The following is a 26,190-nucleotide window of genomic DNA, read 5'->3' as shown; positions in this document are numbered from 1 at the left end:
CCGGGGCGGGCCGCGTCGGCCGGGGTGGCAAGCTGGACACATGGCCGATCCCGCATCCGCGCCCGTCCGCCGCCGGGCCCGCGTCCGCGCCCCCGAGCTCACCGGCGAGGGCGGCTGGATCAACACCGGCGGACGGCGGTACAGCCTGGCCGAGCTGCGCGGACGCATCGTCCTGCTCGACTTCTGGACCTCCTGCTGCATCAACTGCCTGCACGTCGTCGACGAACTGCGGGAGCTGGAGGACAAGCACCGGGACACCGTCGTCGTCATCGGGGTGCACTCGCCGAAGTTCCCGCACGAGGCCGAGCACCGCACGGTCGTGGACGCCGTGGAGCGCTACGGGGTGAGGCACCCGGTGCTCGACGACCCGGAGCTGGCCACCTGGACGCAGTACGCCGTGCGGGCCTGGCCGACGCTGGTGGTGGTCGACCCCGAGGGGTACGTGGTCGCCCAGCACGCCGGGGAAGGGCACGTGCGCGCCATCGAGCGGCTGGTGGGGGAGCTGGAGGCCGAGCACACGGCGAAGGGCACCCTCCAGCGCGGCGGCGTCCCGTACGTGGCACCGCCGCCGCAGCCCACGGCGCTGCGCTTCCCCGGCAAGGCCCTGCTGCTGCCGGGCGGCCACCTCCTGGTGAGCGACACGGCCCGGCACCGGCTGGTGGAGCTGGCCGGGGACGGCGAGAGCGTGGTGCGCCGGATCGGGACCGGGGTGCGGGGGTTCCGCGACGGCGGGGCGGAGGAGGCCGCGTTCGACGAGCCGCAGGGGCTCGCCCTGCTCGGCGACGGGTCCGTGGTGGTCGCCGACACCGTCAACCACGCCCTGCGGCGGCTGGACCCCGTCAGCGGTGAGGTCACCACCCTCGCGGGCACCGGCCGGCAGTGGTGGCGGGGTTCACCGGTCTCGGGCCCGGCCCGGGAGGTGGACCTGTCCTCCCCGTGGGACGTCGCCCTGTGGCGGGGCAGGGTGTGGATCGCCATGGCCGGGGTGCACCAGCTGTGGGTCTACGACCCGGAGGACGGCACGGTCGCCGTCGCGGCCGGGACGAGGGAGGAGGGGCTGGTCGACGGGCCGGGAAGCGGGGCCCTGTTCGCGCAGCCGTCGGGACTGGCCGCCACGCCCGGGCGGCTGTGGGTCGCGGACGCCGAGACGTCGGCCCTGCGGTGGGTGGACCCGGACGGCTCCGTGCACACCGCCGTCGGCGTGGGCCTGTTCGCCTTCGGGCACCGGGACGGCCCCGCCGGACAGGCCCTGCTGCAGCACCCGTTGGGCGTCGCCGCCCTGCCGGACGGCTCGGTGGCCGTCGCCGACACCTACAACCACGCCCTGCGGCGCTACGACCCGGTGACGGACGAGGTGACGACCCTCGCCACGGACCTGCGCGAACCCAGCGCCGCGGTGGTCGTGGGCGAGGACGTCGTGGTCGTCGAGTCGGCCGCGCACCGGCTGACCCGGCTGCGGCTGCCCCGGGAGGCGACGGCGGTGCCCGGCGCGGCCCGCGGCGCGCGGCGGGAGGTGACCGAAGTGGCCGCCGGGCGGCTCCGGTTGGACGTCGTGTTCGAGGCACCGCCGGGGCAGAAGCCGGACACCGGGAACGGCCCGGCGACCCGGCTGGTCGTCTCGGCGACCCCGCCGGAGCTGCTGCGCGACGGGCAGGGCGCGGGGACGGAGCTGTCCCGCCCCCTCGCTCTCGACCCCGCCGTGCGGCAGGGCGTGCTGCATGTCTCCGCCCGGGCCGCCTCCTGCGACGACGATCCGGGCACCGCGCATCCGGCCTGCCACGTGCACCGGCAGGACTGGGACGTGCCCGTGCGCCTCACCGGCTCGGGGACGGACCGGCTCTCCCTGGTGCTGACCGGGAGGGACACCGCCTGAGCGGCGGTGTCACACGCCGTATCCGCCGTGGTAGCCGTCGCGGCGGGCCGCCGGGTCGTCCACGACCGGCGTCGTGGGGGGCACGACCACGCGCCTGCGCCGGTAAATGCTGCTGAAGACCGTGACGCCAATCAGTCCGACGATCATGAAGATGATGCCGACCAGGTCGAGGTTGACCCCCTGCATGTCCCAGTCGGTCGCGAACGTGAGGATGGCTCCCACGGCGATGAGGATGATGCATCCGCCGAGGCCCATGAGTGTCGCCTCCCTGTACGCGGTCCGGACGATCCGGTACCGGAACTCCGGGTACCCCGGAGGCGAACACCCATGCGGTAAGGGGCCGTTCTACCTTTCCAGGAACGCCGTCAGGGCGTTGGCCAGGAGGAACGGGTCGTCGGCGCCGCAGAGTTCGCGGGCGCTGTGCATCGACAGGATGGCCACGCCGATGTCGACCGTCCTGATCCCGTGCCGCGCTGCGGTGATCGGGCCGATCGTGGTGCCGCAGGGCATGGAGTTGTTGGAGACGAACGACTGGAACGGCACGCCGGCCGCCTCGCAGGCCGCGGTGAACTCCGCGCGGCCCGAACCGTCGGTCGCGTAGCGGTTGTTGACGTTGACCTTGAGGATGGGGCCGCCGTTGACGCGCGGGTGGTGCGTCGGGTCGTGCCGCTCGGCGTAGTTGGGGTGGACGGCGTGGCCGGTGTCGGAGGACAGGCAGACGGTGCCGGCGAACGCGCGGGCCCGGTCCTCGTAGGTGCCGCCGCGGGCGAAGACCGAGCGCTCCAGCACGGTGCCGAGGAGGGGGCCGTCGGCGCCGGTGTCGGACTGGGAGCCGTTCTCCTCGTGGTCGAAGGCGGCCAGGACCGGGATGGAGCCGGGGTCGGTCGGGCCCGAGGCGACGGCGGCGAGCGCGGCGGTGCCGGCGTGCACGGACAGCAGGTTGTCCATGCGGGGCCCGGCGACGAGATCGCGGTCGCGGCCGAGGTAGGCGGGCGGTTCGACGGAGTGCGTCATGAGGTCCCAGCCGGTGACCTCGCCCGCGGGGATGCCGGCGCTCTCCTCCAGGAAGGCGATGAGGTCGCCGTCGCGCACGTCGCGGCCGAGGCCCCAGACGGGCTGCATGTGCCGCTGCTTGTCGAGCTTGAGGCCGTCGGCGGTGACCGAGCGGTCCAGGTGGATGGCGAGCTGCGGGACGCGCAGCAGCGGCCGGTCGACGTTCACCAGGCGGGTGGAGCCGTCGCGCAGGGTCAGCCGGCCGGCGAGGCCGAGGTCGCGGTCCAGCCAGGAGTTGAGCAGCGGCCCGCCGTAGATCTCCACGGCCACCTGGCGCCAGCCGTGCGCGCCGCTGTCCGGCAGGGGCTTGACGCGCAGGTTGGGGGAGTCGGTGTGGGCGCCGACGATCCGGAACGGCGTGTGCGGTGCGGCGCCCTCCGGCACGTACCAGGCGATGATCGCGCCGCCGCGCAGCACGTACTTGCCGCCGCTCGTCCCGTCCCAGGCGTCCGTCTCGGCGACCTGCCGGAACCCGGCCTTCTCCAGCCGCTCGGCGGCGTTGGCCACGGCGTGGTACGGCGAGGGGCTCGCCGCGAGGAAGGCCATGAGGTCGTCGGTGTGGCCGCGGTCGAACGTGCGGGTCGCGCGCGTGGCGCTCGCGGGGGAGGACGGGCGGGCAGCTTGGGTCATGGCTTCACCTTAACGACGGACGAGGGCCTGTTCCCCACGGTAGGGAACAGGCCCTCGCTCGGAGGACGGGAGTGAGGTCTAGAACGCGGCCTCGTCCAGCTCCATCAGGTCCAGCTCGACGCCCTCGGCGATCTTGCGGGCCAGGGTGACGCCCGGCAGGACGTTGGCGGCGAAGAACTTCGCGGCGGCGATCTTGCCGGTGTAGAAGGCCTTGTCCTTGGCGGAGGCGGTCTCCAGCTTCTCGGCGGCGATCGCGGCGCCCTTGAGCAGCAGGTAGCCGACGACGACGTCACCGGAGGCCATCAGCAGGCGGGTGGTGTTGAGCCCGACCTTGTAGATGTTCTTGACGTCCTGCTCGGTGGCGGCGAGGTCGGTGAGCATGAGGCCGACGATGGCCTCCAGCTCGACGGCGGCCTTGGCGAGGTGCTCGCGGGCACCGGCCAGCTCCTCGCCGCCCGTGCCGAGGGCGAGGAACTTCTTGATGTCCTCGGCCAGCCCGTTCAGCGCGGCGCCCTGGTTGCGGACGATCTTCCGGAAGAAGAAGTCCTGGCCCTGGATGGCCGTGGTGCCCTCATAGAGGGTGTCGATCTTGGAGTCCCGGATGTACTGCTCGATCGGGTACTCCTGCAGGAAGCCGGAGCCGCCGAAGGTCTGCAGCGACTGGGCCAGCTGCTCGTAGCCCTTCTCGGAGCCGTAGCCCTTGACGATGGGCAGGAGCAGGTCGTTCAGCGCGTGCTCGGCGGAGGCGTCCTCGCCGGCGGCCTCCTTGATCTGGATGGCGTCCTGGATCGAGGCGGTGTACATCACCAGCGCCCGCATGCCCTCGGCGTACGCCTTCTGCGTCATGAGCGAGCGGCGGACGTCCGGGTGGTGGGTGACGGTGACCTTGGGCGCGGTCTTGTCCATGAAGTTGGCGAGGTCCGGGCCCTGGACGCGCTCCTTGGCGTACTCCAGCGCGTTCAGGTAGCCGGTGGACAGCGTGGAGATCGCCTTCGTGCCGACCATCATGCGGGCGAACTCGATGATGCGGAACATCTGGCGGATGCCGTCGTGCTTGTCGCCGATCAGCCAGCCCTTGGCGGGGTGCCGGTCGCCGAAGGTCATCTCGCACGTGTTGGAGGCCTTCAGGCCCATCTTGTGCTCGACGTTGGTGGCGTAGACGCCGTTGCGCTCGCCCAGCTCGCCCGTCTCGAAGTCGAAGAGGTACTTCGGGACGAGGAAGAGGGACAGGCCCTTGGTGCCGGGGCCGGCGCCCTCGGGGCGGGCCAGCACGTAGTGGAGGATGTTCTCCGACATGTCGTGCTCACCGGAGGTGATGAAGCGCTTCACGCCCTCGATGTGCCAGGAGCCGTCCTCCTGCTGCACGGCCTTGGTGCGGCCGGCGCCCACGTCGGAGCCCGCGTCGGGCTCGGTGAGCACCATCGTGGAGCCCCACTGCTTCTCCGTGGCGACCTTGGCTATGTGCTTCTGGACCTCGTTGCCCTCCTCGAAGAGGATGCCGGCGAAGGCGGGGCCCGAGGAGTACATCCACACGGCCGGGTTGGCGCCCAGGATCAGCTCGGCGTAGGCCCAGATCAGGGAGCGGGGCGAGGTGGTGCCGCCGATCTCCTCGGGCAGGCCGAGCCGCCAGTACTCGGAGTCCATGAAGGCCTGGTAGCTCTTCTTGAAGGACGCGGGGACCGGCGCGGTGTTCGTCTCCGGGTCGAAGACGGGCGGGTTGCGGTCGGCGTCGGCGAAGGACTCGGCCAGCTCGTTCTCGGAGAGGCGGGTCAGCTCCTCCAGGACGCTCTTGGCGGTCTCGACGTCCATCTCCTCGAACGGGCCGGTGCCGTACACCTTGTCGCGCCCGAGTACTTCGAAGAGGTTGAACTCGATGTCGCGGAGATTCGACTTGTAGTGCCCCATGGTGACGGCTCCCGGCTCCCTAGAGAGATCGGCGAGGCACTGGATCCTCGCTCTAGTTCACGTACCAACAAGTAGCTACGATGATGCTACCCGTCAGTAATAAGGCGCAACCCCACCCGGCCATCTGTGACAGGCCCCACCGGGGCGGTCGCGTGAGCCGAGGCACGAGGGGTGTCGTAAGAGCGCGCTTGTTGTCACCGAGAGCTGCGCGGGGGGAGCGGGGTGGCTGTCAGCGTGGTGGCCGGCGGTAGGGGATGACGCAGGCGGCGAGGAGGAGGGCGCCGACAGCGTAGGCCCACGGTGCCGGCAGGGTGATCGCGATGATGAAGAAGACGGCGCCTGTGGCGGCGAGGGCTGCTTTGAGGAGGCTGGTGCGTGCGGGGGGCCGGTCTGCGGGTTTCACGGTGGTTCTCTGTTTCTGTTCTTGCGGCGGTCCCGGGCGGGTGTGAGGCCCGCCGCCCCGGGGAGCTGGAGCGGCGGGAGGTGTGTGGTCGGTGCGCGGAGATCAGTGCCGTCCGATGATCCTGCCGAACGTTGCGAGGGAGACGGTTGCGGTCCGCTGGGCGGCGGTACCGACCGCGCCCCAGCTGCCGATCGTCTGGCCGTAGTTTGCGGTCAGCGCGGCTCCGCCAGCGACATTCTTCTCCTGGCCCATGTCGGTGCCGGTGGACATCTCGACGACCAGGGGGATCTGGGTGGCGAGGTTGACCGAGCCCTGGAGGACCTTGCCGGTGACCTTGCCGGCCCTTTCGGAGGCGCCGACGACCTTGGCGCCCCTGGTGCCGATGTAGTTGAACACCTTGGCCGCGTCGGCAGCCCCGGAACCTCCGGTTTCTGCGAGGAAGGCGAGTCCGGCCCTGCGGGTGACGACGCCGGCCCTATAGCTGGCCCTGGCGCCCGTTCCGATCGTCTTGAGAACGGCCCTGCCCGACTTGAGGCTCCTGGCGACCGCACCGATGCCGGGCAGGGCGGCGAGCGCGTCGGCGCCGAGCCCGACGAGCGTCATCGCGTCCCAGTCGCCCTTGATCGTGGCGTCGACGGCATGGGCGCCGAGCGAGCCGATCGCGGTGACCGCGGCGACCGGGCCCATGAGCGGGGTGAGGACCGGGATCAGTGCCAGGGCGCCCGCGACGGCGGAGACGATACCGAGGATGTCCCCGAAGACGGCCCAGAAGTTGCTGCCCTGTTCCGCGGCGGCCCTGCGGGCAGCCTCTGCCTTCAGGTACTCGAACTCCTTCCCGCGCATCTCGATGACGCGGGTGAACTCGCGATCGGTGAGCAGGCACTGCAGCTGTAGCTCGGCCTGGAGCGCCAGCGCCATGTCGATCAGGTCGTACAGGTGGTCGTCTTCGATCCAGTCCCGGGGATAGCCACGCTCGGTGAGCCGGAAGTACACGCCCTCCCCCGAGTGTCCGCCCATCGCCAGGGACGGAATCGGGCCGAGGTAGCGGGCGACCGAGGGGTGCTGGAAGGCGATCACGCCCTGGGTTGCGGGGAAGCCGGTGCCGCGCAGGTGTGCGTACCACTCCTCAAGCTCCGCATAGTCGTCGGTGGGGTCCGGGTCCGACAGGTGCCTCTTGGCTTCCTCGGCGAGTTCTGCGGTCTTCTGGACCAAGAGCTCCTTGAAGTCCTCCAGCTCCTGCGACACCTGCGTCTCCCCTCTGTCGAGGTAGGCATAGGCGTAGAGCTCTTGATCCAGGCGGTAGAGCGCGTCGATGACCTGGTCGCGCTGGAAGACGTACATGCGCAGGAGCTGATCGATCCGGTAGTGGTCCTCAGGGCGCAGTGCCGCCTGGTCCCACCCCCAGATCTTCATCGCGCTCTTGTGGTCGGTGGTGTACATCTCGAGTTCGCTCTGGACGTTGAAGACGAACTTGTCTCTGCCCGCGTCGAAACCCAGGGTCGACAGAGGGGCGCTGAGTCCGTACTCGATCTTCATGGTGTATCCCCTCTTCCGGTCAGGCCGCGGCGCTGGTGTCGAAGGTGATCGTGCGGCAGACCTCGGCGAGGATCTCCACGCACGCGTCCCATTCGGGGAGGTTCTCGGTGGCGATGGCGAAGTCGGCCATCGCCAGACGTCCCGGGATCGGCACGAACACGTGCAGCTGGCGGACCACGGTCGGGCCGCCGCCGTTGCTGAGCAGGTTGACCGGGTTCTCGACCTTGCGCTCCTCGGTGAGCAGGACCGCAGGACCGGCTTCGAGCCGTACGACGCCGACCTCGGCGTCCGGGTAGATGGCACCCATGGTGCGCGCGAGCCGGTTGACGGTCCGGTCATTGGACAGCTCGCTGGGGCGGGCCGTGACCGTCAGGATCGCCGAGGCCAGTGTTGCGTCGGGGTCTTCCTCGGTGGGCCCGTAGAGCAGGGTGCCTGCATAGACGGCGCCGGCGGCGGACAGCAGTTCGTACATCGTCTGCTGGGTGATGACCGCGGTGGCGACCTGTTCGGCGGACGGCCTCGGGTGGACCATGTTCAGCCGCTCGATCAGGCGGTTGGTGTTCACCTCCGCCGATGCCGAGAAATCGATGTCGGTGAAAGCTTCGGGGACCTGGAAACTCATCGGCAGGTCGATGGTGGCATCAGCCATGACGGCTTCCTTCTCACTCGGTGGCACTTCCGGGGCACGGCCCGACCTCGCCCCGGCGCGTCATCCTGAGGACGACCACACCACACAGCAAGATCAACTTCCGGCCACCATCCACCCGGATGCCCCAGCCCGCGCAGCCGCCCTCACGCCCCATCAGGCACGCAGCGGCCTCAATACGCCAAAATGCCCGGATTTCGTGTCACTCGAATGAGGGCCCCACTTCATCGGTGACAACCGGAACGCCTCGGCCGGCCCCTTCCGCCGGCCCATCCGGCTCCACTGGTGACCACTACTGCGCTTCGGCACAACGCGGGCCCGGCGTACCGGCACCCCCGCGACGCCGCGCTCGGTACGCTTGCGCCCATGTACGGCTACGACCAGACAGCGGGCCCGCAAGCGCAGTACGCCCCTCCGCAGCAGCCGATGTCCGGCGGGTACGGACAGCAGCCGCCGCTGTACCCCGAGCCGTCCCCGCCCTCGCTCACGGACGCGGTGCGCGCGTTCACCACCGGGCAGATGGCCGCCGAGGACTTCCAGCAGGTCTTCGCCACGTCGAAGGTCTACTGCCCGCGCGGCGACAACCCCGGCTTCCTCGCCCTGCACAACACCCAGCAGCCGGTGATCCCGATGTTCAGCACGCTCAAGGAGCTGCGCCGGTACGCGGGCAAGGAGTCCAAGTACTTCGTGATCACCGGCGCGGAGGTGCTGGACCTGCTGCCGACCGGCTACGGGTTCGTGCTGGACATGGAGGGCGAGCACCGCATGGTGTTCGACGCCAAGGCGGTGGAGCAGATGGTGGATTTCGCGATGCGGCGGATGTACGGCTAGCCGCCCTCGCGGTGCGGACGGCGGCCGGCCGCCGTTCCGCGGGACGGCCGGACGACCCCGGGCCGTCACCCCGTGCGGGGGTGGCGGCCTTTTGCCATGCCGGTCCCCCGTGGTTCGCTGCGCCGTCACCCGGGCCGGGAATGCGCTCCCGGGTTCCGTGGTTGAGGGTGGCAGAAAGTTCAACGCTCAACTAAACTGGGCGTACACGAGGAGGAACCGACATGCCTGCTGTGACCGTCGAGAACCCGTTGACGCTGCCCCGAGTGACCGCTCCCGCCGACGCCGTGGCACGTCCCGTGCTCGCCGTCACGACCGCTCCGAGCGGTTTCGAGGGCGAGGGCTTCCCGGTGCGCCGGGCGTTCGCGGGGATCAACTACCGCTACCTGGACCCGTTCATCATGATGGACCAGATGGGCGAGGTGGAGTACGCGCCGGGCGAGCCCAAGGGCACCCCCTGGCACCCGCACCGCGGCTTCGAGACCGTCACGTACATCATCGACGGGATCTTCGACCACCAGGACTCCAACGGGGGCGGCGGCACCATCACCAACGGGGACACCCAGTGGATGACCGCCGGCTCGGGCCTGCTGCACATCGAGGCACCCCCGGAGCACCTGGTGATGTCCGGCGGGCTCTTCCACGGCCTGCAGCTGTGGGTGAACCTCCCGGCCAAGGACAAGATGATGGCCCCGCGCTACCAGGACATCCGCGGCGGCTCGGTCCAGCTGCTGACCACCCCCGACGGCGGCGCGCTGCTGCGGGTCATCGCCGGTGAGCTGGACGGCCACCAGGGCCCCGGCATCACCCACACGCCGATCACGATGATCCACGCGACGGTGGCGGCGGGCGCGGAGCTGACCCTGCCGTGGCGCGAGGACTTCAACGGCCTGGCGTACGTCCTGGCCGGGCGCGGCAGCGTCGGCACGGACCGCCGCCCGGTCCACACCGGCCAGACCGCCGTCTTCGGCGCGGGCTCCTCGCTGACCGTCCGCGCGGACGAGAAGCAGGACTCCCACACCCCGGACCTCGAGGTGGTCCTGCTCGGCGGGCAGCCCATCCGTGAGCCGATGGCCCACTACGGCCCGTTCGTGATGAACACCAAGGACGAGCTCATGCAGGCCTTCGAGGACTTCCAGAAGGGCCGGCTGGGCACGGTCCCCGCGGTGCACGGCATGACCGAGAGCGGCCCGCAGGACTGACCGGCGGCGTCACTGCGCCTCGGGCTTCTCCCACAGGGTGACGTCCATGGTGACCGACGACAGGCCGTTGCTGTCCTTCTGCCAGCCCAGGACGGTGAGGGACGCCACCCGGTTCTCGTCCGTGAGCACGCACGCGGTGAGGCCCTTGGTGATGTTCTTCCGGTCGACGGTGAAGCCGAAGTCGGTGGCCGCCGAGCAGCTCTCGGCGGTCGCCGGGCCGTCCACCGTGGCGAGGTCGCCGCGATCGCCCGCCAGGGTCCAGCCGTTGCCGCCGGACGGCATGGTGAAGGTGATGTCGGAGACCGCGTCGGTGAAGTCCAGGTCCAGGCTGGACGAGGACCGCAGCACCACCTTGCGCTGCTCCCGCACCACCGCCGCTCCTGCGCCCGCGCCGCCGTCCGCCGCCGGGGTGGCGTGGCCGGGCCGGTCCGTGGCGGGCGGCGCCGACGTGGCGCCCGGCGCGGCGGCCTGCGGGCTGGTGCCCGTACCGTTCGCCTCCGCCCCGCCGGTGTCCTTCGCCGCGCCGGAGCCGGACGACACGCTCGTGGCCGGCCCGGTCCCCGTGCCCCCGTCCTGACTGGCGAGCAGCTGGTACCCGACCACGCCGCCGGCGGCCACCACGGCCAGGGCCACCACGGCGGTGGCGGGGCCCTTGTACGACAGACGTCCGAGCTTGACGTGCGTGGAGGGGTCGCGCCGCCCGCCCTCGTACGACATCGAGAAGGAGGACCTCTTGTCCCGGTCCTCCCGGGATGCGGACTTGCCCATGCGACTTCCTTGCCTGCGGTCGGAATCGGCCAGGGCACTCATCGTGCAGGCGGGGTGAAGAGCGTCGTCGTCACTCACCCGGCGGTCACACGAAAGGGTGTATCGGGGTTGCTGAGTTGACGCCGGGGTGCGTCACGGCGTCCAGGAACCGTCGCCCGAGCCGTTCACCGACTCGTGGAGCTCGAACCAGATGCTCTTGCCCTCGCCCCGCGGCTCCACCCCCCAGCCGTGCGCGAGCAGCTCGATCAGGACCAGGCCGCGGCCGGAGGACGCCAGCTCGCCCGGCCTGCGCTTGTGCGGCAGATCGTCCCCGGCGTCCGTCACCTGGACGCGCAGCCGCCGCTCCCCCACGGCGCCGGTCAGCTCGACGACCAGCAGCGCGTCGGAGTCCGTGTGCACCAGGACGTTCGTCAGCAGCTCCGACAGCAGCAGCACCGCCGAGTCCACCTGGTCCGGCGAGGCCCAGTCGTGCAGCACCTCCCGCAGCTGCTGCCGGGCGACCGCGACCCGCTCCGGTTCCGCCTGCGCCACCGTCAGCACCGACCGGCGCACCGGCGGCGTCACCGCGCGGGTGTCCCCGCAGCCGCAGCCCCCGCCCTCCCGGCTCAGCAGCAGCATGGCGATGTCGTCCTCGCGGCGGTCGGCCAGCGGGCCGATGGTGTGGTGCGACGACGGCCCGTGCACGGCCTGCACCAGCGTGTCGGCCAGCTCCTCCAGATCCCCCCGGTGCTCCTCCAGGATCGCCCGCAGCCGCCGCCAGCCCGTGTCCAGGTCGTGGCCGCCCGTCTCGATCAGGCCGTCCGTGCAGATCAGCATGGTCTCGCCGGGCTCCAGCACCAGCCGGGTCGTCGGATAGTCGGCGTCGGGGTCGATCCCCAGCGGCAGGCCGCCCGAGGTCGGCCGGGTCAGCACCGTGCCGTCGGCCATCCGGATCGCCGGGTCCGGATGCCCCGCGCGGGCGATGTCCAGCACCCCCGACGACGGATCGACCTCGACGTACACGCAGGTCGCGAACCGGGGGTCGTGCGGGTCCTCGTCGCTGATGCCGTGCAGGAAGCGGGAGGCCCGGGACAGCACGGCGTCGGGGCGGTGCCCCTCCGAGGCGTAGGCGCGCAGGGCGATGCGCAACTGCCCCATCAGGCCCGCCGCCCGCACGTCATGGCCCTGGACGTCCCCGATGACCAGCGCGAAGCGTCCGCTGGGCAGGGGGATCACGTCGTACCAGTCGCCACCGACCTGGAGGCCGCCCCCGGTGGGCACGTAGCGGGCGGCGACGCTCATGCCCGGGATGCGCTGGGGGCCGAGCCTCGGCAGCATCGTGCGCTGCAGCCCGTCCGTCAGGGCCCGCTCGCTCTCGGCCAGCCCCGCCCGGGTCAGCGCCTGCGCCAGCATCCGCGCCACGGTCGCCAGCACGGACCGCTCGTCCGGGGTGAAGGCGACCGGGTAGGCGAACGCCGCCATCCACGCGCCCATCGTGCGGCCGGCCACGGTCAGCGGCAGGAACGCCCAGGAACGGCGCCCGAACCGCTCGGCGAGCGGCCAGGTCAGCGGGTAGCGGGCCTTGTACTCCTGGGCGGACGACAGGTACACGGCCCGGCCCGTGCGCACCACCTCGGCGGCCGGGTAGTCCGTGTCCAGCGGCATGTCCGAGAAGGGGCTCTCGGTGCCGCGCTGCTGCCCGTGGTGGCCGATGACCGTCAGCCGGTCGCCCTCCACCCCGAACACCGCCAGTCCGTCCGGCGAGAACCCCGGCATCGACAGATTGGCCGTGACCCGCAGGACCTCCTGGGTGGAGCGGGCCTCGGCCAGCGCCCGGCCCGCGTCCAGCAGGAACGCCTCCCGCGAGCGCCGCCAGTCGCCGGTGACCGCGCTGCGCCCGGCCGGGGTGCCCGGCGTCGGCTCGGTGACCTCCTGAAGGGTGCCGATCAGCAGATACGCCTTGCGGGCCCGGTCGAAGGTGGGCTTGGAGCGGCTGCGGACGACCCGGATCACCCGCCCCTGCTCGTCCATGATCCGGATGCGGACCTCGGCGAGGGTGGCCTCGGCGACGGCCAGCTGGACCACGCCGGTGATCTCGTTCCAGTCGACCGGGTGCAGCCGGGCCCGGGCCTGCGCCTCGGTGAGCGTGACCTGTTCGGCGGGCAGCCCGAGCAGCCGTGCTGCCTCGGCGTCGACCGTGACCAGCCCGGTGGCGGTGTCCCAGTGCCACAGGCCGGTCGCGAGGGCCGCCAGTGCCTCCCCCACGGCGGGCAGGGGCTCGCCAGTGCGCATTGCCCCACTCTAAGAAGACGCGCTCGAACACTGCCACCGAAGGCGGACCCGTGCGCGAAGAACAACGGGGGAGAGCCGATCTTCACCTGCCCGGTACGCTGGGTCCCAGTTTCACGTGAAACACAGACCCCGATCAGCGAAGACTGGATGAACGACGATGCATCGGTACAGGTCCCACACCTGCGGCGAGCTCCGCTCCTCTGACGTCGGCACCGACGTCCGGCTGAGTGGCTGGCTGCACAATCGGCGCGACCTGGGCGGCATCCTCTTCATCGATCTGCGCGATCACTACGGCATCACGCAGCTCGTGGCCCGTCCCGGCACCCCCGCCTACGAGGCCCTCGACAAGCTCTCCAAGGAGTCGACCGTCCGCGTGGACGGCAAGGTCGTCTCCCGCGGTGCGGAGAACGTCAACCCCGACCTGCCGACCGGTGAGATCGAGGTCGAGGTCGGCGAGGTCGAGCTGCTCGGCGCGGCGGCGCCGCTGCCGTTCACGATCAACACCGAGGACGGGGTCAACGAGGAGCGGCGCCTGGAGTACCGCTTCCTCGACCTGCGCCGCGAGCGCATGCACAAGAACATCCTGCTGCGCACGTCGGTCATCTCGGCGATCCGCCACAAGATGACCGCGCTGGGCTTCAACGAGATGGCGACGCCGATCCTGTCCGCGACCTCCCCCGAGGGCGCCCGCGACTTCGTCGTCCCCTCCCGCCTGAACCCGGGCAAGTTCTACGCCCTGCCCCAGGCGCCGCAGCAGTTCAAGCAGCTGCTGATGATCTCGGGCTTCGACCGCTACTTCCAGATCGCGCCCTGCTTCCGCGACGAGGACGCCCGCGCCGACCGCTCGCCGGGCGAGTTCTACCAGCTCGACGTCGAGATGAGCTTCGTCGAGCAGGAGGACGTCTTCCAGCCGATCGAGCAGCTGATGACCGAGCTGTTCGAGGAGTTCGGCGGCGGCCGCCACGTCACCTCGCCGTTCCCGCGGATCCCGTTCCGCGAGGCGATGCTGAAGTACGGCTCCGACAAGCCCGACCTGCGGGCCCAGCTCGAACTCGTCGACATCACCGACATCTTCGAGGGCTCGGAGTTCAAGGCGTTCGCCGGCAAGCACGTGCGTGCCCTGCCGGTGCCGGACGTCTCCGCCCAGCCCCGCAAGTTCTTCGACCAGCTCGGTGACTTCGCCGTCTCGCAGGGCGCCAAGGGCCTGGCCTGGGTCCGGGTCGGCGAGGACGGCACGCTGTCCGGCCCGATCGCGAAGTTCCTCACCGAGGACAACGTCGCGGAGCTCACCAAGCGGCTGTCGCTGGCCGCGGGCCACGCGGTCTTCTTCGGCGCGGGCGAGTTCGACGAGGTCTCCAAGATCATGGGAGCGGTCCGGGTCGAGGCCGCCAAGCGCGCCGGGCACTTCGAGGAGAACGTCTTCCGGTTCTGCTGGATCGTCGACTTCCCGATGTACGAGAAGGACGAGGAGACCGGCGCGATCGACTTCTCGCACAACCCCTTCTCCATGCCGCAGGGTGGCCTGGAGGCCCTGGAGACCCAGGACCCGCTGGACATCCTGGGCTGGCAGTACGACATCGTCTGCAACGGCGTCGAGCTGTCCTCCGGCGCGATCCGGAACCACGAGCCGGAGATCATGCTCAAGGCGTTCGAGATCGCCGGCTACGACCGGGAGACCGTCGAGGACAAGTTCGCCGGCATGCTGCGCGCGTTCCGCTTCGGCGCCCCGCCGCACGGCGGCATCGCGCCGGGCGTCGACCGCATCGTCATGCTCCTCGCGGACGAGCCCAACATCCGCGAGACCATCGCCTTCCCGCTCAACGGCAACGCCCAGGACCTGATGATGGGCGCGCCGACGGAGCTGGAGGAGGCCCGGCTGAAGGAACTGCACCTGTCGGTGCGGAAGCCGCAGCCGAAGTAGCACGCGGAGCAGCTTCGCCCGCCGACCACCACAGCGGCCCGGAACCGGAAACGGTCCCGGGCCGCTGCGGCGTCCAGACCCTCGCGCTCAGCTCTCGGTGAAGAGTTCGGCCGCCGAGGCGGCGGTCAGGGAGCGGTCGAACCATTCGGTGAGGGTGTCGAGGTCGGTGCAGGTGGTGATGCGCTCGCGGTCGTCGGGGGTGAGCGGTACTCCGCGCTTGTGCAGCACGCGGAAGATGGACTCAACCGTGCCCTCGGCTTTGCCTTCTGCTTTGCCTTCTGCTTTGCCTTCGAGGTAGGTCTGCTCGAAGAGGGTTCCCCTGCCCGGGAAGTAAGTGGCGACCACGCTGGGGTCACTCGTCGGTGAAGAGTTCGGCCGCCGAGGTGGCGGTCAGGGAGCGGTCGAACCACTGGGTGAGGGTGTCGAGGTCGGTGCAGGTGGTGATGCGCTCGCGGTCGTCGGGGGTGAGTGGTACTCCGCGCTTGTGCAGCACGCGCAGGATGGACTCCACCGTGCCCTCGGCTTTGCCTTCGAGGTAGGTCTGCTCGAAGAGGGTTCCCCTGCCCGGGAAGTAAGTGGCGACCATCTTCTCCAGCTCTCTCCAGGTCTCCTGGACCGGAGTGTTCTCCAGTCCTACTTCAAGCCATTCGCACCAGTACTTCGCTGTGGCCTTGTCGAACGACCGCATTCCGCGGGCCAGCATGTCCAGTATGGCGGGGGCGTTTTCGCTTTCGCTGTGCACGATGGCCGAGAAGGTGGCCATCGCCGGTGCCCGGGCGACCAGTGACTCGTCGGTGATCTCCGGGACGTTGTCCGGGCCCAGCACGAACGGCCGTGTGGCCTGGGACGTCCATGTACCGACGCGGCACTCGAAGGGCCCCGCTGCCCAGGCCGCCGTCGGCCGGTTCCTGCACACCGCGACCAGCAGCACCGGCAGGCCGAACTTCGCGTGCAGGTAGGCCACGTAGTACGACCAGCTGAGTCCCTTGCCGCGGACCTTGCCCGTCTGTGCCTCGATGGCGATGAGAAAGCCGTCGCCTTCCGACGGCTCGACTCTCAGTACCGTGTCCACCCGGCGTTCCAGGGGCTTGATCTCCGTGGCGTCGGGCGTCAGCGCCTCGATCGTCGCCTTGGCGGGTGGCGGGAGACCCAGTGCCTCGAAGACGGGGAAGAGAACCTCCGGATGGTCCTGGAAGATCCGGTGCGAGGTCTCATGGGTTGAGGTGACCATATGGGCAAAGTAGGCCCGCCCATCGCGGTGAGGCGGGCCGTCGAGCATGCGTTCACCCTTTCGAGAACAGCAAAAACGTTCCCGTGATGTGGCGGGCTACCTCGCCACGAACTGGGTGAGAATCGCCTGGACTTCGTAGATGTCGACGCCCTTGGTGAAGGTCTTCTCGATGGGAGCCGGGGTGCCGGAGATCCAGATCTTCAGCTCGGCGTCGAGGTCGAAGGTGCCTGCCGTCTCCACGGAGAAGTGGGTGATGCTGCGGTAGGGCACGGAGTGGTACTCCACCTTCTTGCCGGTGATGCCCTGCTTGTCGACCAGGATCAGACGCCGGTCGGTGAACAGGATCGTGTCGCGGATCAGCAGGAACGCCGCGTGCACCTGCTCGCCGTGCCCGAGGAGACGGGCGTAGTCCTGCTGGGCCGAGGCCGGGTTCACGGTGTGCGCGTTGCCGAACAGTGCCATCGGTGGTTCCCCCCACTGAGTTGACCGGTTTCTCCCGATCATCTCAGTGCCGGAGGGGAAACGGCACCGCCCCCGGAAGGTGATTCCCTCCGGGGGCGGCTGCGGGGCGCCGGTCAGGCCGGCTCGCCGCCGAAGCGCTCCTTGTAGGACTCCAGGTCCTCGTCCGTGAGCTTGGCGAACAGGACGGGCGGGATGGTGAACGGCGTGCCCGCCGGGACGGAGTCCAGCGACTTCGCCTCCTCGGCCGTGACCCAGCGCGCCGTGTCGTTCTCCAGGGAGAACGCCTCGCGCATCCGCTTCGCCGACGTCGGGATGAACGGCTCGGAGACCACCGCGTAGAGGTGGATGAGGTTCATCGCCGTACGCAGGGTGAGCGCCGCGCCCTCCGGGTTGGTCTTGATCTCCAGCCAGGGGGCCTTCTCCTCCAGGTAGGAGTTGCCCGCCGACCACAGGGCGCGCAGCGCCGCCGCCGCCTTGCGGAACTGGATGGCCTCCATCTGCGCCTCGTACTCGGCGAGCAGACGGGCGATCTCCTCGCCCAGCTTCGCCTCCGCCTCGCCCGGCTCGGCCCCCGCCGGGACCTCCTCGCCGAAGCGCTTGCGGGAGAAGGACAGGACGCGGTTGACGAAGTTCCCCAGCGTGTCGGCCAGGTCCTTGTTCACCGTGGCCGTGAAGTGCTCCCACGTGAAGGACGAGTCGTCCGACTCGGGGGCGTTCGCCATCATGAAGTAGCGCCAGTAGTCGGCCGGCAGGATGTCCAGGGCGTCGTGGGTGAACACGCCCCGGCGCTGCGAGGTCGAGAACTTCCCGCCGTAGTAGTTCAGCCAGTTGAAGGCCTTGATGACGTCGACCTTCTTCCACGGCGCCCGGGTGCCCAGGAGGGTCGCCGGGAACATCACGCTGTGGAAGGGGACGTTGTCCTTGCCCATGAACTGCGTGTAGCGGACGTCCGCGTCGGACTCCCACCACCAGGAGCGCCAGTCGCGGTTCTCCGGGTCCTTGTCCGCCCACTCCTTCGTCGCGCCGATGTACTCGATCGGGGCGTCGAACCAGACGTAGAACACCTTGCCCTCGGCGGCGAGGTCCGGCCAGGTGTCGGCGGGGACCGGGACGCCCCAGTCCAGGTCGCGGGTGATCGCCCGGTCGTGCAGGCCCTCGGTCAGCCACTTGCGGGCGATGGAGGAGGCCAGCACCGGCCAGTCGTCGGCGCGCTCGTCGACCCACGCCTCGACCTCGCCGGCCAGCGCCGACTGCAGCAGGAACAGGTGCTTGGTCTCGCGGACCTCCAGGTCGCTGCTGCCGCTGATCGCCGAGCGGGCGTCGATCAGGTCCGTCGGGTCCAGCACGCGGGTGCAGTTCTCGCACTGGTCGCCGCGGGCCTTGTCGTAGCCGCAGTGCGGGCAGGTGCCGATGATGTACCGGTCGGGCAGGAAGCGGCTGTCGGCGTTCGAGTAGACCTGGCGGATCGCCCGCTCCTCGATGAAGCCGTTGGCCTTGAGCTCGCGCGCGATCTCCTGGGTGATCTCGTGGTTCTGCGGCGAGGAGCTGCGGCCGAAGTAGTCGAAGGCCAGGTCGAAGCCGTCGTAGATCGCCTTCTGCTGGTCGTGGGCCTGGGCGCAGAACTCGTCCACGGGGATGCCCTGCTCCTTGGCGGCCAGCTCCGCGGGGGTGCCGTGCTCGTCCGTCGCGCAGATGTACAGGACCTCGTGGCCCCGCTGGCGCAGATAGCGTGAGTACACGTCGGCCGGGAGCATGGACCCCACCATGTTGCCCAGGTGCTTGATCCCGTTGATGTACGGAAGGGCGCTGGTGATGAGGTGTCGAGCCATCGCGGGCTGCTCCCAAGTCGCTACGCGGGGTGACGATCTCGTGGTCTCGGTCGTCTACGGAACCTTGAAATCGTAGCCGACATGGCTACGCCGCCCGCCTCCCGTTTTACGGGGTGGGAAGCGGGCGGCGCGGAACGGGCCGGGAGGGGTCAGGGGCGCCAGCCGGCCAGGACGCCCTCGTAGAGCTCCTTGTCCGTCAGTTCCCGGGGGGTTTCGCCGGCGAGGAAGTGGGACGTGTTGGGGGTCTTCAGCTTGCGGAGGTAGTCGAAGGCCTTGTTCTCCGGGTCGCCGAAGGCGACGAACGAGAAGTGGACGGCGGGGTGGGTCTTCGCGGCGTCCGTGAGGGCCTGGGTGGCCGGGGTCTTGGCGTCCGGGGCGCCGTCCGTCTGGAAGACCACCAGGGCGGGGGAGGTGGAGCCGGCCTTGTCGTGGTGGGTCAGGACGGCCTCCACGGCGGCGTGGTAGCTGGTGCGGCCCATGCGGCCGAGTTCCGCGTGCAGGTCGTCGATCTTGTTCTCGTGGTCGGTGAGGGTGATCTCGCCGGTGCCGTCGAGTTCGGTGGAGAAGAAGACGACGGGGACGGCGGCCTCGGGGTCCAGGTGGGCCGCGAGGGCGAGGGTCTGCTCGGCGAGGGCCTGGGCGGAACCGTCCTTGTAGTACGGCCGCATCGACGCGGAGCGGTCCAGGACGAGGTAGACCTTGGCCCGGGCGCCGGTGAGGTCGTTCTTGTCCAGGGCGGTGGCGGCGGCCTTGTACGCGGTGGCGAGGCCGGGGGCGTCGGACTTGAGGCGGGCGAGGGGGAGGGCGGGGACCTTGGCCTCGGCCTTGGCTTCGGCTTCGCCTTCGCCTTCGGCCTTGTCGCCGTCGGTGGCCGCGGGCTTGGTCCTGGACGCCGGCGACTTGGTGGTGGCCTTGGAGGCGGTCTTGGCCGGGGGCTTGGTGGTGGCCTTGGTCGTGGACGTGGCCGTGGACTTGGCCCGGGTGGTCTTCTTCGCCGTGGCCTCGGCTTCGCCTTCGGCCGTGTCGTTCCCACCCGCACCACCCGTGCGGGTTTCTTCGGCGGGTGCGGGTGGCCCCTGTGGGGCCTTCTCGCCGTCGGCGGCCGCGGGCTGCGTCGACGCGCCGGACCGGACCGCAGTCCCGTCCCCGGCCTCGGCTCCTGCCTTCTGGCCAGCCTTGTCCCCGGCCTCGGCCCGCGCCTTGGTCTCGGCCTCGGTCTCGCCCTCGGCTTCAGCCTCCGCCTTGGTCTCAGCCCCGGCTTCCGCCTTCTGCCCAGCCTTGCCCTCGGGCTCGGCCTCCGTCTTGGTCTCGGCCTCGGCCTTGTCGCCGGCCTTGGCTTCCGCCTTGTCCTCGGCCGTGTCGCCGGCCTTGGCTTCTGCCTTGCCCGCAACCTTGCTCTCGGCTTCGGCTTCGGCCTTGTCGCCGGCCTCAGGCTCAGCCTTCGGCTTCGCCTTGTCCTCCGCCTCTGCTTCCGCCTTCGCCTTCGGCTTGCTTTCGGCCTCAGGCTCAGCCTTCGGCTTCGCCTTGCTCTCGGCCTTAGGCTCAGCCTCGTCTGCGATCGCGGCTTCCGCCTCGTCCGCAGCCGCGCTCTCGGCCTCGGTCTTGTCAGCCTTCGCCTGCTTCTCAGCCGTGCCCTCGGCCTCTGCCTCCGGCTCGGCCTCCGCCTTCGGCTCCTGCTGGGCCTCGGTTGCCGCCTCGGCCTCCGCCTTCGCCTCGGACGCGGCCTCGTGCTCCGCGGTGCCCTCGGCCTCCGCCTTCGGCTCGTCCGTTGCCGGCTTCGCCTCCGGCTCCTTCTGCGCCTCGGCTGCCGCCTCGGACTCCTGCGCGACCTCGGTCTCAGGCTCGGTCGCGGCCTCCTCCGCAGCCGTCGGCTTCTCCGTCACCGGCTCAGCGGCACCCACCGAGCCCTCTGCCGACGCCGGTTCCTCATCAGCCTCAGCCGCCACAGCAGCCTCCGGCGCCCCCGCCGGCTCGGCGGGCTCCGGCCGCTGCGACTCCGTCGAGCGCGTCGGTCGGGGGACCGTCACGTTGTCGAAGGCCGCCGAGACGAGGTCGTGTTCGTCGTCGGGTGTGGTGGACGACGTGCCCGGGGAGACGCGGGGTTCCGGGACGCTCGCCGTTCGGGCCGGAGTCGGCTCCGGGGACGGGGACGGGAGCGTGGCCTCCGGGGCGGGGGACGAGGCGGTCGTGGGCTCCGGCTCGGCCGCTGCCGTACGCGCCGCACCCTCCGCCTCGGCGGTCCGTGACTTGCGGGACCGTCCGAACGCGTTCCGCAACCGAGTGAGAATGCCCATGTGCGCGCAACCCTTCGCGTGAGTTGAAGCCCGTCAATCCCTGGCCAGGACGGACACGTAAGGTTAGCGGCCCTCCTGGGTGATCTTGGGCAGGGTCGGGTGTGGGCGGCCCGGTCTGTCAAGGGCGCATCCGGTCCGGATGGGTGTCGCGGGACTGAACAGGGCCAACACCCGTACGGCTGCCACGGGTTCACTCGTTGTTCATCAGGGCGCCCGGCTACCGCACATACGTGCCCCTACGGTCACGCTGACACCAAGGGCATTCAAGGAGAGCAAAGTGCGCAAGCTGCTGCCGTTGATCGGAACGCCGTCCGGTTCGCACCCTGGTGGCCGGTCCGCCATGACCTGCCGGTTCCGGTGTGGTGACGCCTGTTTCCACGAGGTGCCCAACACCAGCCCGAACGCCTACGTCGGTGACGTGATCGCCGGTGCGCTCAGCCGGCGCTCGATGATGCGGGCCGCGGCGGTCGTGACCGTCGCCGCCGCGGGCGCGGGCGCGGTGGGTGTCGCCCAGGCGCCCCACGCGAGCGCCGCACCGGCCGCGTCGCAGGGTGCCGCCCCCGAGGCCGCCCGGCAGCACCGCAAGGGCGCCCGCGGTCTGCGGTTCAGCCCCGTCGCGCCCAACACCGCCGACGCCGTGACCGTGCCGGAGGGCTACCGGCAGAACGTCGTCATCCGGTGGGGCGAGCCGATCCTGCGCGGTGCCCCGGCCTTCGACCCGGAGCGGCAGAGCGCCAAGGCCCAGGCCGGGCAGTTCGGGTACAACTGCGACTTCCTCGCCCTGCTCCCGCTGCCCGGGGAGCGCGGCCGGCAGCTGCTCGTGGCCAACCACGAGTACACCGACGAGATGCTGATGTTCCGCGGCTACGACGCCGCGAACCCCACCCGCGAGCAGGTGGAGATCGCCTGGGCCGCGCACGGGCTGTCGGCCGTCGTGGTGGAGGAGGACCGCAAGAGCGGCAGGCTCACCGCCGTGTCCCGCCACCAGCTCAACCGCCGGGTCACCGCCACCACCGAGTTCCGGCTCACCGGCCCCGTCGCCGGGTCCGACCTGGTGAAGACCTCGGCCGACCCCCGCGGCACCAAGGTGCTCGGCACCCTCAACAACTGCTCCGGCGGCGTCACCCCGTGGGGCACGACCCTGCACGGCGAGGAGAACTTCAACCAGTACTTCGCCAACGCCTCCCGCCCCACCGACAAGCGGTACGGGATCGGGTCCGGGGCGACCGAGCGCAAGTGGGAGCGGTTCGACCAGCGGTTCGACGTCGCCCGGGAGCCGAACGAGGTGCACCGGTTCGGGTACGTCGTCGAGTTCGACCCGTACGACCCCCACTCCACGCCCCGCAAGCACACCGCGCTCGGGCGGTTCAAGCACGAGGCCGCGACGGTGCGGCTGACGCACGACGGGCGGCCGGTCGTGTACTCCGGCGACGACGAGCGGTTCGACTACTTCTACAAGTTCGTCGGCAGCAAGCGGATGAAGCACGGCCACAGCCGTGCCGTGCGGGAGCACAACCTGTCCCTCCTCGACGAGGGGACGCTGTACGTGGCGCGGCTGACCGGCGACTCCCCGGCCATCGAGATCGACGGCACGGGCAAGCTGCCCGAGGACGGCGAGTTCGACGGCAGCGGCGAGTGGATCCCGCTGGCCACCGCCACCGCCGAGGGCGCCGTCTCGCACGTGGAGGGCATGACCGCCGAGGAGGTGTTCGTCTTCACGCGGCTGGCCGGTGACAAGGTCGGCGCGACGAAGATGGACCGGCCCGAGGACATCGAGCCCAACCCCGTCACCGGCAAGGTGTACGTCGCCCTGACGAACAACTCCAACCGCGGTGTCGGCGCCAACGCCAAGGCCGACGAGGCCAATCCGCGCCACGCCAACAAGCACGGGCACGTGCTGGAGCTGACCGAGCGCCGGAACCGGCCGGAGAGCACGCGGTTCGCCTGGTCGCTGTTCCTCGTCGCCGGCGACCCGGAGGACCCGGCGACGTACTTCGCGGGCTTCCCGAAGGACGGCGTGAGCCCGATCTCCTGCCCGGACAACGTGGCCTTCGACCCGCACGGCAACCTGTGGATCTCCACCGACGGCGCCCAGCTCGGCTCGCACGACGGCCTGTTCGGCGTGGCGACCCGCGGGGAGCGGCGCGGTGAGCTGAAGCAGTTCCTGACCGTGCCGAAGGGGGCGGAGACCTGCGGGCCGATCATCCAGGACCGGCGCGTGCTGGTGGCCGTGCAGCACCCGGGCGAGATCGACGGCGCGTCCGTGGAGAAGCCGGCCAGCACCTGGCCCGACGGGCCCGGGACGTACGTCCGCCCGGCCGTCGTGTCGGTGTGGCGCGCCGACGGACGCGACATCGGCGTCTGACGGCCTCGTCGCACGGCCGCGTCGCCGGGGGTACGTCAGGGGAGGGCCGGGCTCGGGGGTCTGCGGGGGCCGCCGGGCGCCGGCCGGCGCCACTCCCGGTAGGCCGGAGCCTGCCGCGCCACCTCCCCGTACGCCTCCTCCAGCGCGGGGTAGACGCCGTCCAGCTCGGTCTCCGTACGGGCCGCGGCCAGCAGGCGCACGCCGAGCGGGTCGCCCTTGAGGCGGCGGACCGCCATGTCGGGGCGGGGGGTCCGGGTCGGCTGGCAGACGGTGACGACCTCGCCGGTCGCGACCAGGACGTCGGCCGTGTGGTAGTCGCCGTGCAGGAGGCGGGGGCTGACCCCGGCGTCGCGGAACATGCGCAGGACGGCGTCCCACTCGCCGTCGACGGTGGGGTCGATCATCCAGCGGTCGCCGGCCAGGTCGGCCACGTCGACCTCCTGCTTGCCGGCCGCCGGATGGTCCACCGGCAGGGACACGCACTGCGGTTCGCGCTCGACCAGGACGCGCAGCCGCAGCTCCGGGGGGATGCGCAGCGGGCAGCCCTCGACCTCGTGCACGAAGGCCACGTCGAGCTGGCCCATGGCGACCATGCGCAGCAGGGCGTTGGGGGAGACGTTCATGTGCAGGCTGGGGTTCTGGCCGCGGGCGCGCAGCCGGCGCAGCCAGCCCGCGAGGGCCTTGCTCGCCGTGGACCCGATGCGCAGTTCGGTGCCGCCGCCGGCCGCGGCCCTCGCCTCGGTGACCAGCAGGTGCAGGTCGCTCATCAGCGGGCGGGCCCGGCTGAGGACCAAGCGCCCCAGCGGGGTGGGGCGGCAGCCGGTGTGGGAGCGCAGGAAGAGCGGGCCGCCCAGCTCCTGCTCGATCCGGCGCAGTTGTGTGCTCAACGACGGCTGGGAAACGCCCAGCTGCCGGGCGGCGCGGTGCAGACTGCCGGTGTCGGCGATGGCGCACAGCGCGCGGAGGTGCCTCACCTCGAGCTCCATGCACAGTGAGGCTAAAGCGCAATCGCAGCGTTAACCAGCCACATAATTCACCGCTAAAACAGGTGAATTGGGCAGCCGATAACCGCGTCCTATCCCCCATTGCCATCATCACAGGCGGCGTACAGGCGTCGAGACTCACCGGTGAGACTCAACCCCCACCCGAGGAGTCATCGATGCGCAGGTACACGTCCGCCCTGGCGGTTCTCGGCCTCGGCCTCGCCACGGCCGGTCTCGGAACGGCCGTCCCCGCGGCCGCTTCCCCGGCCGCCGGGCCCCACGCCGGCTTCGTCGCCAAGTCGTCGGCGCCGTCCGCAGGTTCCGACGCGAGCGATGAGTTCTTCCAGGCGGTCCTGGAGTCCGTCGCGGAGAAGCGCGCCGCGAACCCGAGCGCCACCGCGGCGGTCACCGTGGTCTACGACGCCTCCCGGGCGCCGTCGTTCGCCACCCAGATAGCGCGCAGCACCCAGATCTGGAACAGCTCGGTGACGAACGTGCGGCTCCAGGCGGGGTCCGCGTCGACGGCCGACTTCAGCTACCGGGAGGGCAACGACTCCCGCGGCTCCTACGCCTCCACCGACGGCCGCGGCAACGGCTACATCTTCCTGGACTACCGGCAGAACCAGCAGTACGACTCCACGCGGGTCACCGCCCACGAGACCGGTCACGTCCTCGGTCTGCCCGACCACTACACGGGTCCGTGCAGTGAGCTGATGTCCGGCGGCGGCCCCGGCCCGTCCTGCACCAACGCCTACCCGAACTCCACCGAGCGGTCCCGGGTGAACCGGCTGTGGGCCACCGGCCTGGCGGCGGCGATGGACAAGGCGCTGGAGAAGTCCGGGCGCTGAGACCCCCACGCGGATACGGCCGTCCCACCGGTGTGGGGCGGCCGTATCCGTTGCACGGGCCCGTGCGGTGTCCGCGGGCGCGCCCGTGCGACGCCGGGTGTCGCAGCCGCCCGTGCGGCCGTCCGTGCCGTCGGGTGTCAGGGGCGCTCGTGCAGGGTCAGGTCCGTGACGACGGCACGGTGGTCGGTGCCGGACAGGTCCAGGATGCGGGTGCGCTCCGCGGCGAACTCCTCGGACACCAGGACGTGGTCGATCTGCACTCCGAACGTCGGGGCCGTGCGGGCCGGCCAGGTGGCCGTGCGGTCGGCGCCGTCCAGGCGGGAGGCGTCGCGCAGCCCGGTGTCGAGGATGCGGCGGAAGGCGGCGTGGTCCTGCGAGGCGTTGAAGTCCCCGGCCAGGACGAGAGGGGTGCCGGGGTCGGTGCGGGCCGCCGCCCGCAGATCGCCCAGCTCGCGCTTCCACAGGTCCACCTGCCCGGGCAGCGGCGGCATCGGATGGGCGAGCTGGAGCCGTACGGCGTGGCCGTCCACGTCGGCGACCGCCCCGGGCATGCCCATGGTGGCGGGCACGCCGCCGGTGGGCCGCAGCGGGAAGCGGCTGAGGATCACCGACCCCTCCGAGCCGCCGCCCTCGACGGCCCGGCGGTGCGGGTACTCCCGGGCGAGGTCCTGCTTCAGCCGGGCGTCGCAGTCGGGATCGCACTCCTCGACGAAGACGATGTCCGGGTCCTCGCGGCGGACGGCGGCGACCAGGGCGGGCGTGCCCTGCCCGAACTCCACGTTGGAGGTGAGCACCCGGAAGGAGGCGACCGGCCGGCCCGCGGGCTCGTCGGAGGTGCCGTACGGCTCGATGTACCAGGCCAGCACCCCGAGCACGGCGACGCCCCAGACCGTGCCGGGCCACCAGCGGGCGAGCAGGGTGAAGAGCAGGGCGACGGCGGTGGGGGCGAGCATCCAGGGCAGGAAGGCCAGCAGCTGCGGGACGGGAGTGATGCCGTCGCTGTCGGCGGCGCGGAAACCGGCGACCACGCTCACCCCGGCGAGCAGCAGGCCGGCGCACCAGGCGCCGAACCGGCGTCCGGCGGGGCGCTGCCCCGGCCCCTCGTCGGTCGCGGTCCACTCGGCGGCTGCGGTGTCCAAGGC

At 71.0% G+C, this 26,190-nt stretch carries 21 protein-coding genes; 6 read left to right on the top strand and 15 right to left on the bottom strand.

Annotated elements, in window-relative coordinates; all coding sequences use genetic code 11:
• Nucleotides 1-40: 40 nt before the first annotated feature.
• Nucleotides 41-1,873, top strand: a complete 1,833-nt coding sequence (locus ACFYWG_RS25860) for an NHL domain-containing thioredoxin family protein (protein ID WP_389203869.1) — start codon at nt 41-43, stop codon at nt 1,871-1,873.
• A gap of 9 nt (nt 1,874-1,882) precedes the next feature.
• On the opposite strand, the gene ACFYWG_RS25855 is transcribed toward ACFYWG_RS25860, so the two are convergent.
• From ACFYWG_RS25855 to ACFYWG_RS25830, 6 genes are all read right to left on the bottom strand, one after another.
• Nucleotides 1,883-2,128 carry a DUF6458 family protein gene (locus tag ACFYWG_RS25855; RefSeq protein WP_383505627.1) on the bottom strand — a complete coding sequence of 82 codons (246 nt, stop codon included), beginning with the start codon at nt 2,126-2,128 and terminating at the stop codon, nt 1,883-1,885.
• Nucleotides 2,129-2,218: 90 nt separating this feature from the next.
• Nucleotides 2,219-3,556 (bottom strand): M18 family aminopeptidase, encoded by a 1,338-nt coding sequence (locus ACFYWG_RS25850; protein WP_376326491.1) that lies wholly within the window; start codon nt 3,554-3,556, stop codon nt 2,219-2,221.
• Between the two features lie 78 nt (nt 3,557-3,634).
• On the bottom strand, nt 3,635-5,461 hold the full coding sequence (locus ACFYWG_RS25845; RefSeq protein WP_385411749.1) for an acyl-CoA dehydrogenase: 1,827 nt from the start codon (nt 5,459-5,461) through the stop codon (nt 3,635-3,637).
• A 229-nt stretch (nt 5,462-5,690) separates the two neighbouring features.
• A complete protein-coding gene (locus tag ACFYWG_RS25840; protein WP_389203868.1) occupies nt 5,691-5,864 on the bottom strand; it encodes a hypothetical protein in 174 nt (57 codons plus the stop codon).
• 102 nt (nt 5,865-5,966) lie between these two features.
• Entirely contained in the window at nt 5,967-7,400 is a 1,434-nt protein-coding gene (locus ACFYWG_RS25835) for a hypothetical protein (protein ID WP_389203867.1), read from the bottom strand.
• A gap of 19 nt (nt 7,401-7,419) precedes the next feature.
• Nucleotides 7,420-8,049 carry a hypothetical protein gene (locus ACFYWG_RS25830; RefSeq protein WP_389203865.1) on the bottom strand — a complete coding sequence of 210 codons (630 nt, stop codon included), beginning with the start codon at nt 8,047-8,049 and terminating at the stop codon, nt 7,420-7,422.
• Nucleotides 8,050-8,412: 363 nt separating this feature from the next.
• Here ACFYWG_RS25830 and ACFYWG_RS25825 point away from each other — a divergent pair, with 363 nt between their 5' ends.
• On the top strand, nt 8,413-8,877 hold the full coding sequence (locus ACFYWG_RS25825; protein WP_376326499.1) for an SseB family protein: 465 nt from the start codon (nt 8,413-8,415) through the stop codon (nt 8,875-8,877).
• A 221-nt stretch (nt 8,878-9,098) separates the two neighbouring features.
• A complete protein-coding gene (locus ACFYWG_RS25820; RefSeq protein WP_383505644.1) occupies nt 9,099-10,076 on the top strand; it encodes a pirin family protein in 978 nt (325 codons plus the stop codon).
• Nucleotides 10,077-10,085: 9 nt separating this feature from the next.
• On the opposite strand, the gene ACFYWG_RS25815 is transcribed toward ACFYWG_RS25820, so the two are convergent.
• Both ACFYWG_RS25815 and ACFYWG_RS25810 read right to left on the bottom strand, forming a co-directional pair.
• Complete coding sequence (locus ACFYWG_RS25815) at nt 10,086-10,844, bottom strand: hypothetical protein (protein ID WP_389203863.1); 759 nt, start codon at nt 10,842-10,844, stop codon at nt 10,086-10,088.
• 132 nt (nt 10,845-10,976) lie between these two features.
• Complete coding sequence (locus tag ACFYWG_RS25810) at nt 10,977-13,115, bottom strand: SpoIIE family protein phosphatase (RefSeq protein ID WP_389203861.1); 2,139 nt, start codon at nt 13,113-13,115, stop codon at nt 10,977-10,979.
• A 157-nt stretch (nt 13,116-13,272) separates the two neighbouring features.
• On the opposite strand from ACFYWG_RS25810, the gene aspS reads away from it, so the two are divergent.
• Nucleotides 13,273-15,036 (top strand): aspartate--tRNA ligase, encoded by a 1,764-nt coding sequence (gene aspS, locus ACFYWG_RS25805; protein ID WP_376326506.1) that lies wholly within the window; start codon nt 13,273-13,275, stop codon nt 15,034-15,036.
• An 87-nt stretch (nt 15,037-15,123) separates the two neighbouring features.
• Here aspS and ACFYWG_RS25800 read toward each other — a convergent pair whose 3' ends face one another.
• The 5 genes from ACFYWG_RS25800 to ACFYWG_RS25780 form a co-directional block, all read right to left on the bottom strand.
• Nucleotides 15,124-15,381 (bottom strand): hypothetical protein, encoded by a 258-nt coding sequence (locus tag ACFYWG_RS25800; RefSeq protein ID WP_389203859.1) that lies wholly within the window; start codon nt 15,379-15,381, stop codon nt 15,124-15,126.
• A 7-nt stretch (nt 15,382-15,388) separates the two neighbouring features.
• Nucleotides 15,389-16,267, bottom strand: coding sequence for a hypothetical protein (locus ACFYWG_RS25795; RefSeq protein WP_389203857.1), 879 nt, complete (start codon nt 16,265-16,267; stop codon nt 15,389-15,391).
• A gap of 96 nt (nt 16,268-16,363) precedes the next feature.
• The gene (locus ACFYWG_RS25790) at nt 16,364-16,729 is read right to left on the bottom strand and encodes a PH domain-containing protein (protein ID WP_376326511.1); all 366 of its coding nucleotides are present in this window, start codon (nt 16,727-16,729) and stop codon (nt 16,364-16,366) included.
• 113 nt (nt 16,730-16,842) lie between these two features.
• A complete protein-coding gene (gene metG / locus ACFYWG_RS25785) occupies nt 16,843-18,558 on the bottom strand; it encodes a methionine--tRNA ligase (protein ID WP_389203854.1) in 1,716 nt (571 codons plus the stop codon).
• A gap of 149 nt (nt 18,559-18,707) precedes the next feature.
• A complete protein-coding gene (locus tag ACFYWG_RS25780; protein ID WP_389203852.1) occupies nt 18,708-20,441 on the bottom strand; it encodes a VWA domain-containing protein in 1,734 nt (577 codons plus the stop codon).
• A 688-nt stretch (nt 20,442-21,129) separates the two neighbouring features.
• Between ACFYWG_RS25780 and ACFYWG_RS25775 the strand changes: the two genes are divergently transcribed.
• Nucleotides 21,130-23,217 (top strand): PhoX family protein, encoded by a 2,088-nt coding sequence (locus ACFYWG_RS25775; RefSeq protein ID WP_389203850.1) that lies wholly within the window; start codon nt 21,130-21,132, stop codon nt 23,215-23,217.
• A 35-nt stretch (nt 23,218-23,252) separates the two neighbouring features.
• Here ACFYWG_RS25775 and ACFYWG_RS25770 read toward each other — a convergent pair whose 3' ends face one another.
• Nucleotides 23,253-24,203 (bottom strand): LysR family transcriptional regulator, encoded by a 951-nt coding sequence (locus ACFYWG_RS25770; protein WP_385411781.1) that lies wholly within the window; start codon nt 24,201-24,203, stop codon nt 23,253-23,255.
• 173 nt (nt 24,204-24,376) lie between these two features.
• On the opposite strand from ACFYWG_RS25770, the gene snpA reads away from it, so the two are divergent.
• Entirely contained in the window at nt 24,377-25,048 is a 672-nt protein-coding gene (gene snpA / locus ACFYWG_RS25765; protein ID WP_383505672.1) for a snapalysin, read from the top strand.
• 137 nt (nt 25,049-25,185) lie between these two features.
• On the opposite strand, the gene ACFYWG_RS25760 is transcribed toward snpA, so the two are convergent.
• Nucleotides 25,186-26,187 (bottom strand): endonuclease/exonuclease/phosphatase family protein, encoded by a 1,002-nt coding sequence (locus ACFYWG_RS25760; protein WP_376326520.1) that lies wholly within the window; start codon nt 26,185-26,187, stop codon nt 25,186-25,188.
• Nucleotides 26,188-26,190: the final 3 nt, after the last annotated feature.

Source organism: Streptomyces sp. NPDC003456, from assembly GCF_042878735.1.
Classification (GTDB): domain Bacteria; phylum Actinomycetota; class Actinomycetes; order Streptomycetales; family Streptomycetaceae; genus Streptomyces.
Note: the sequence above shows the minus strand (reverse complement) of the source record. Positions and strands in the feature narration are given on the sequence as shown.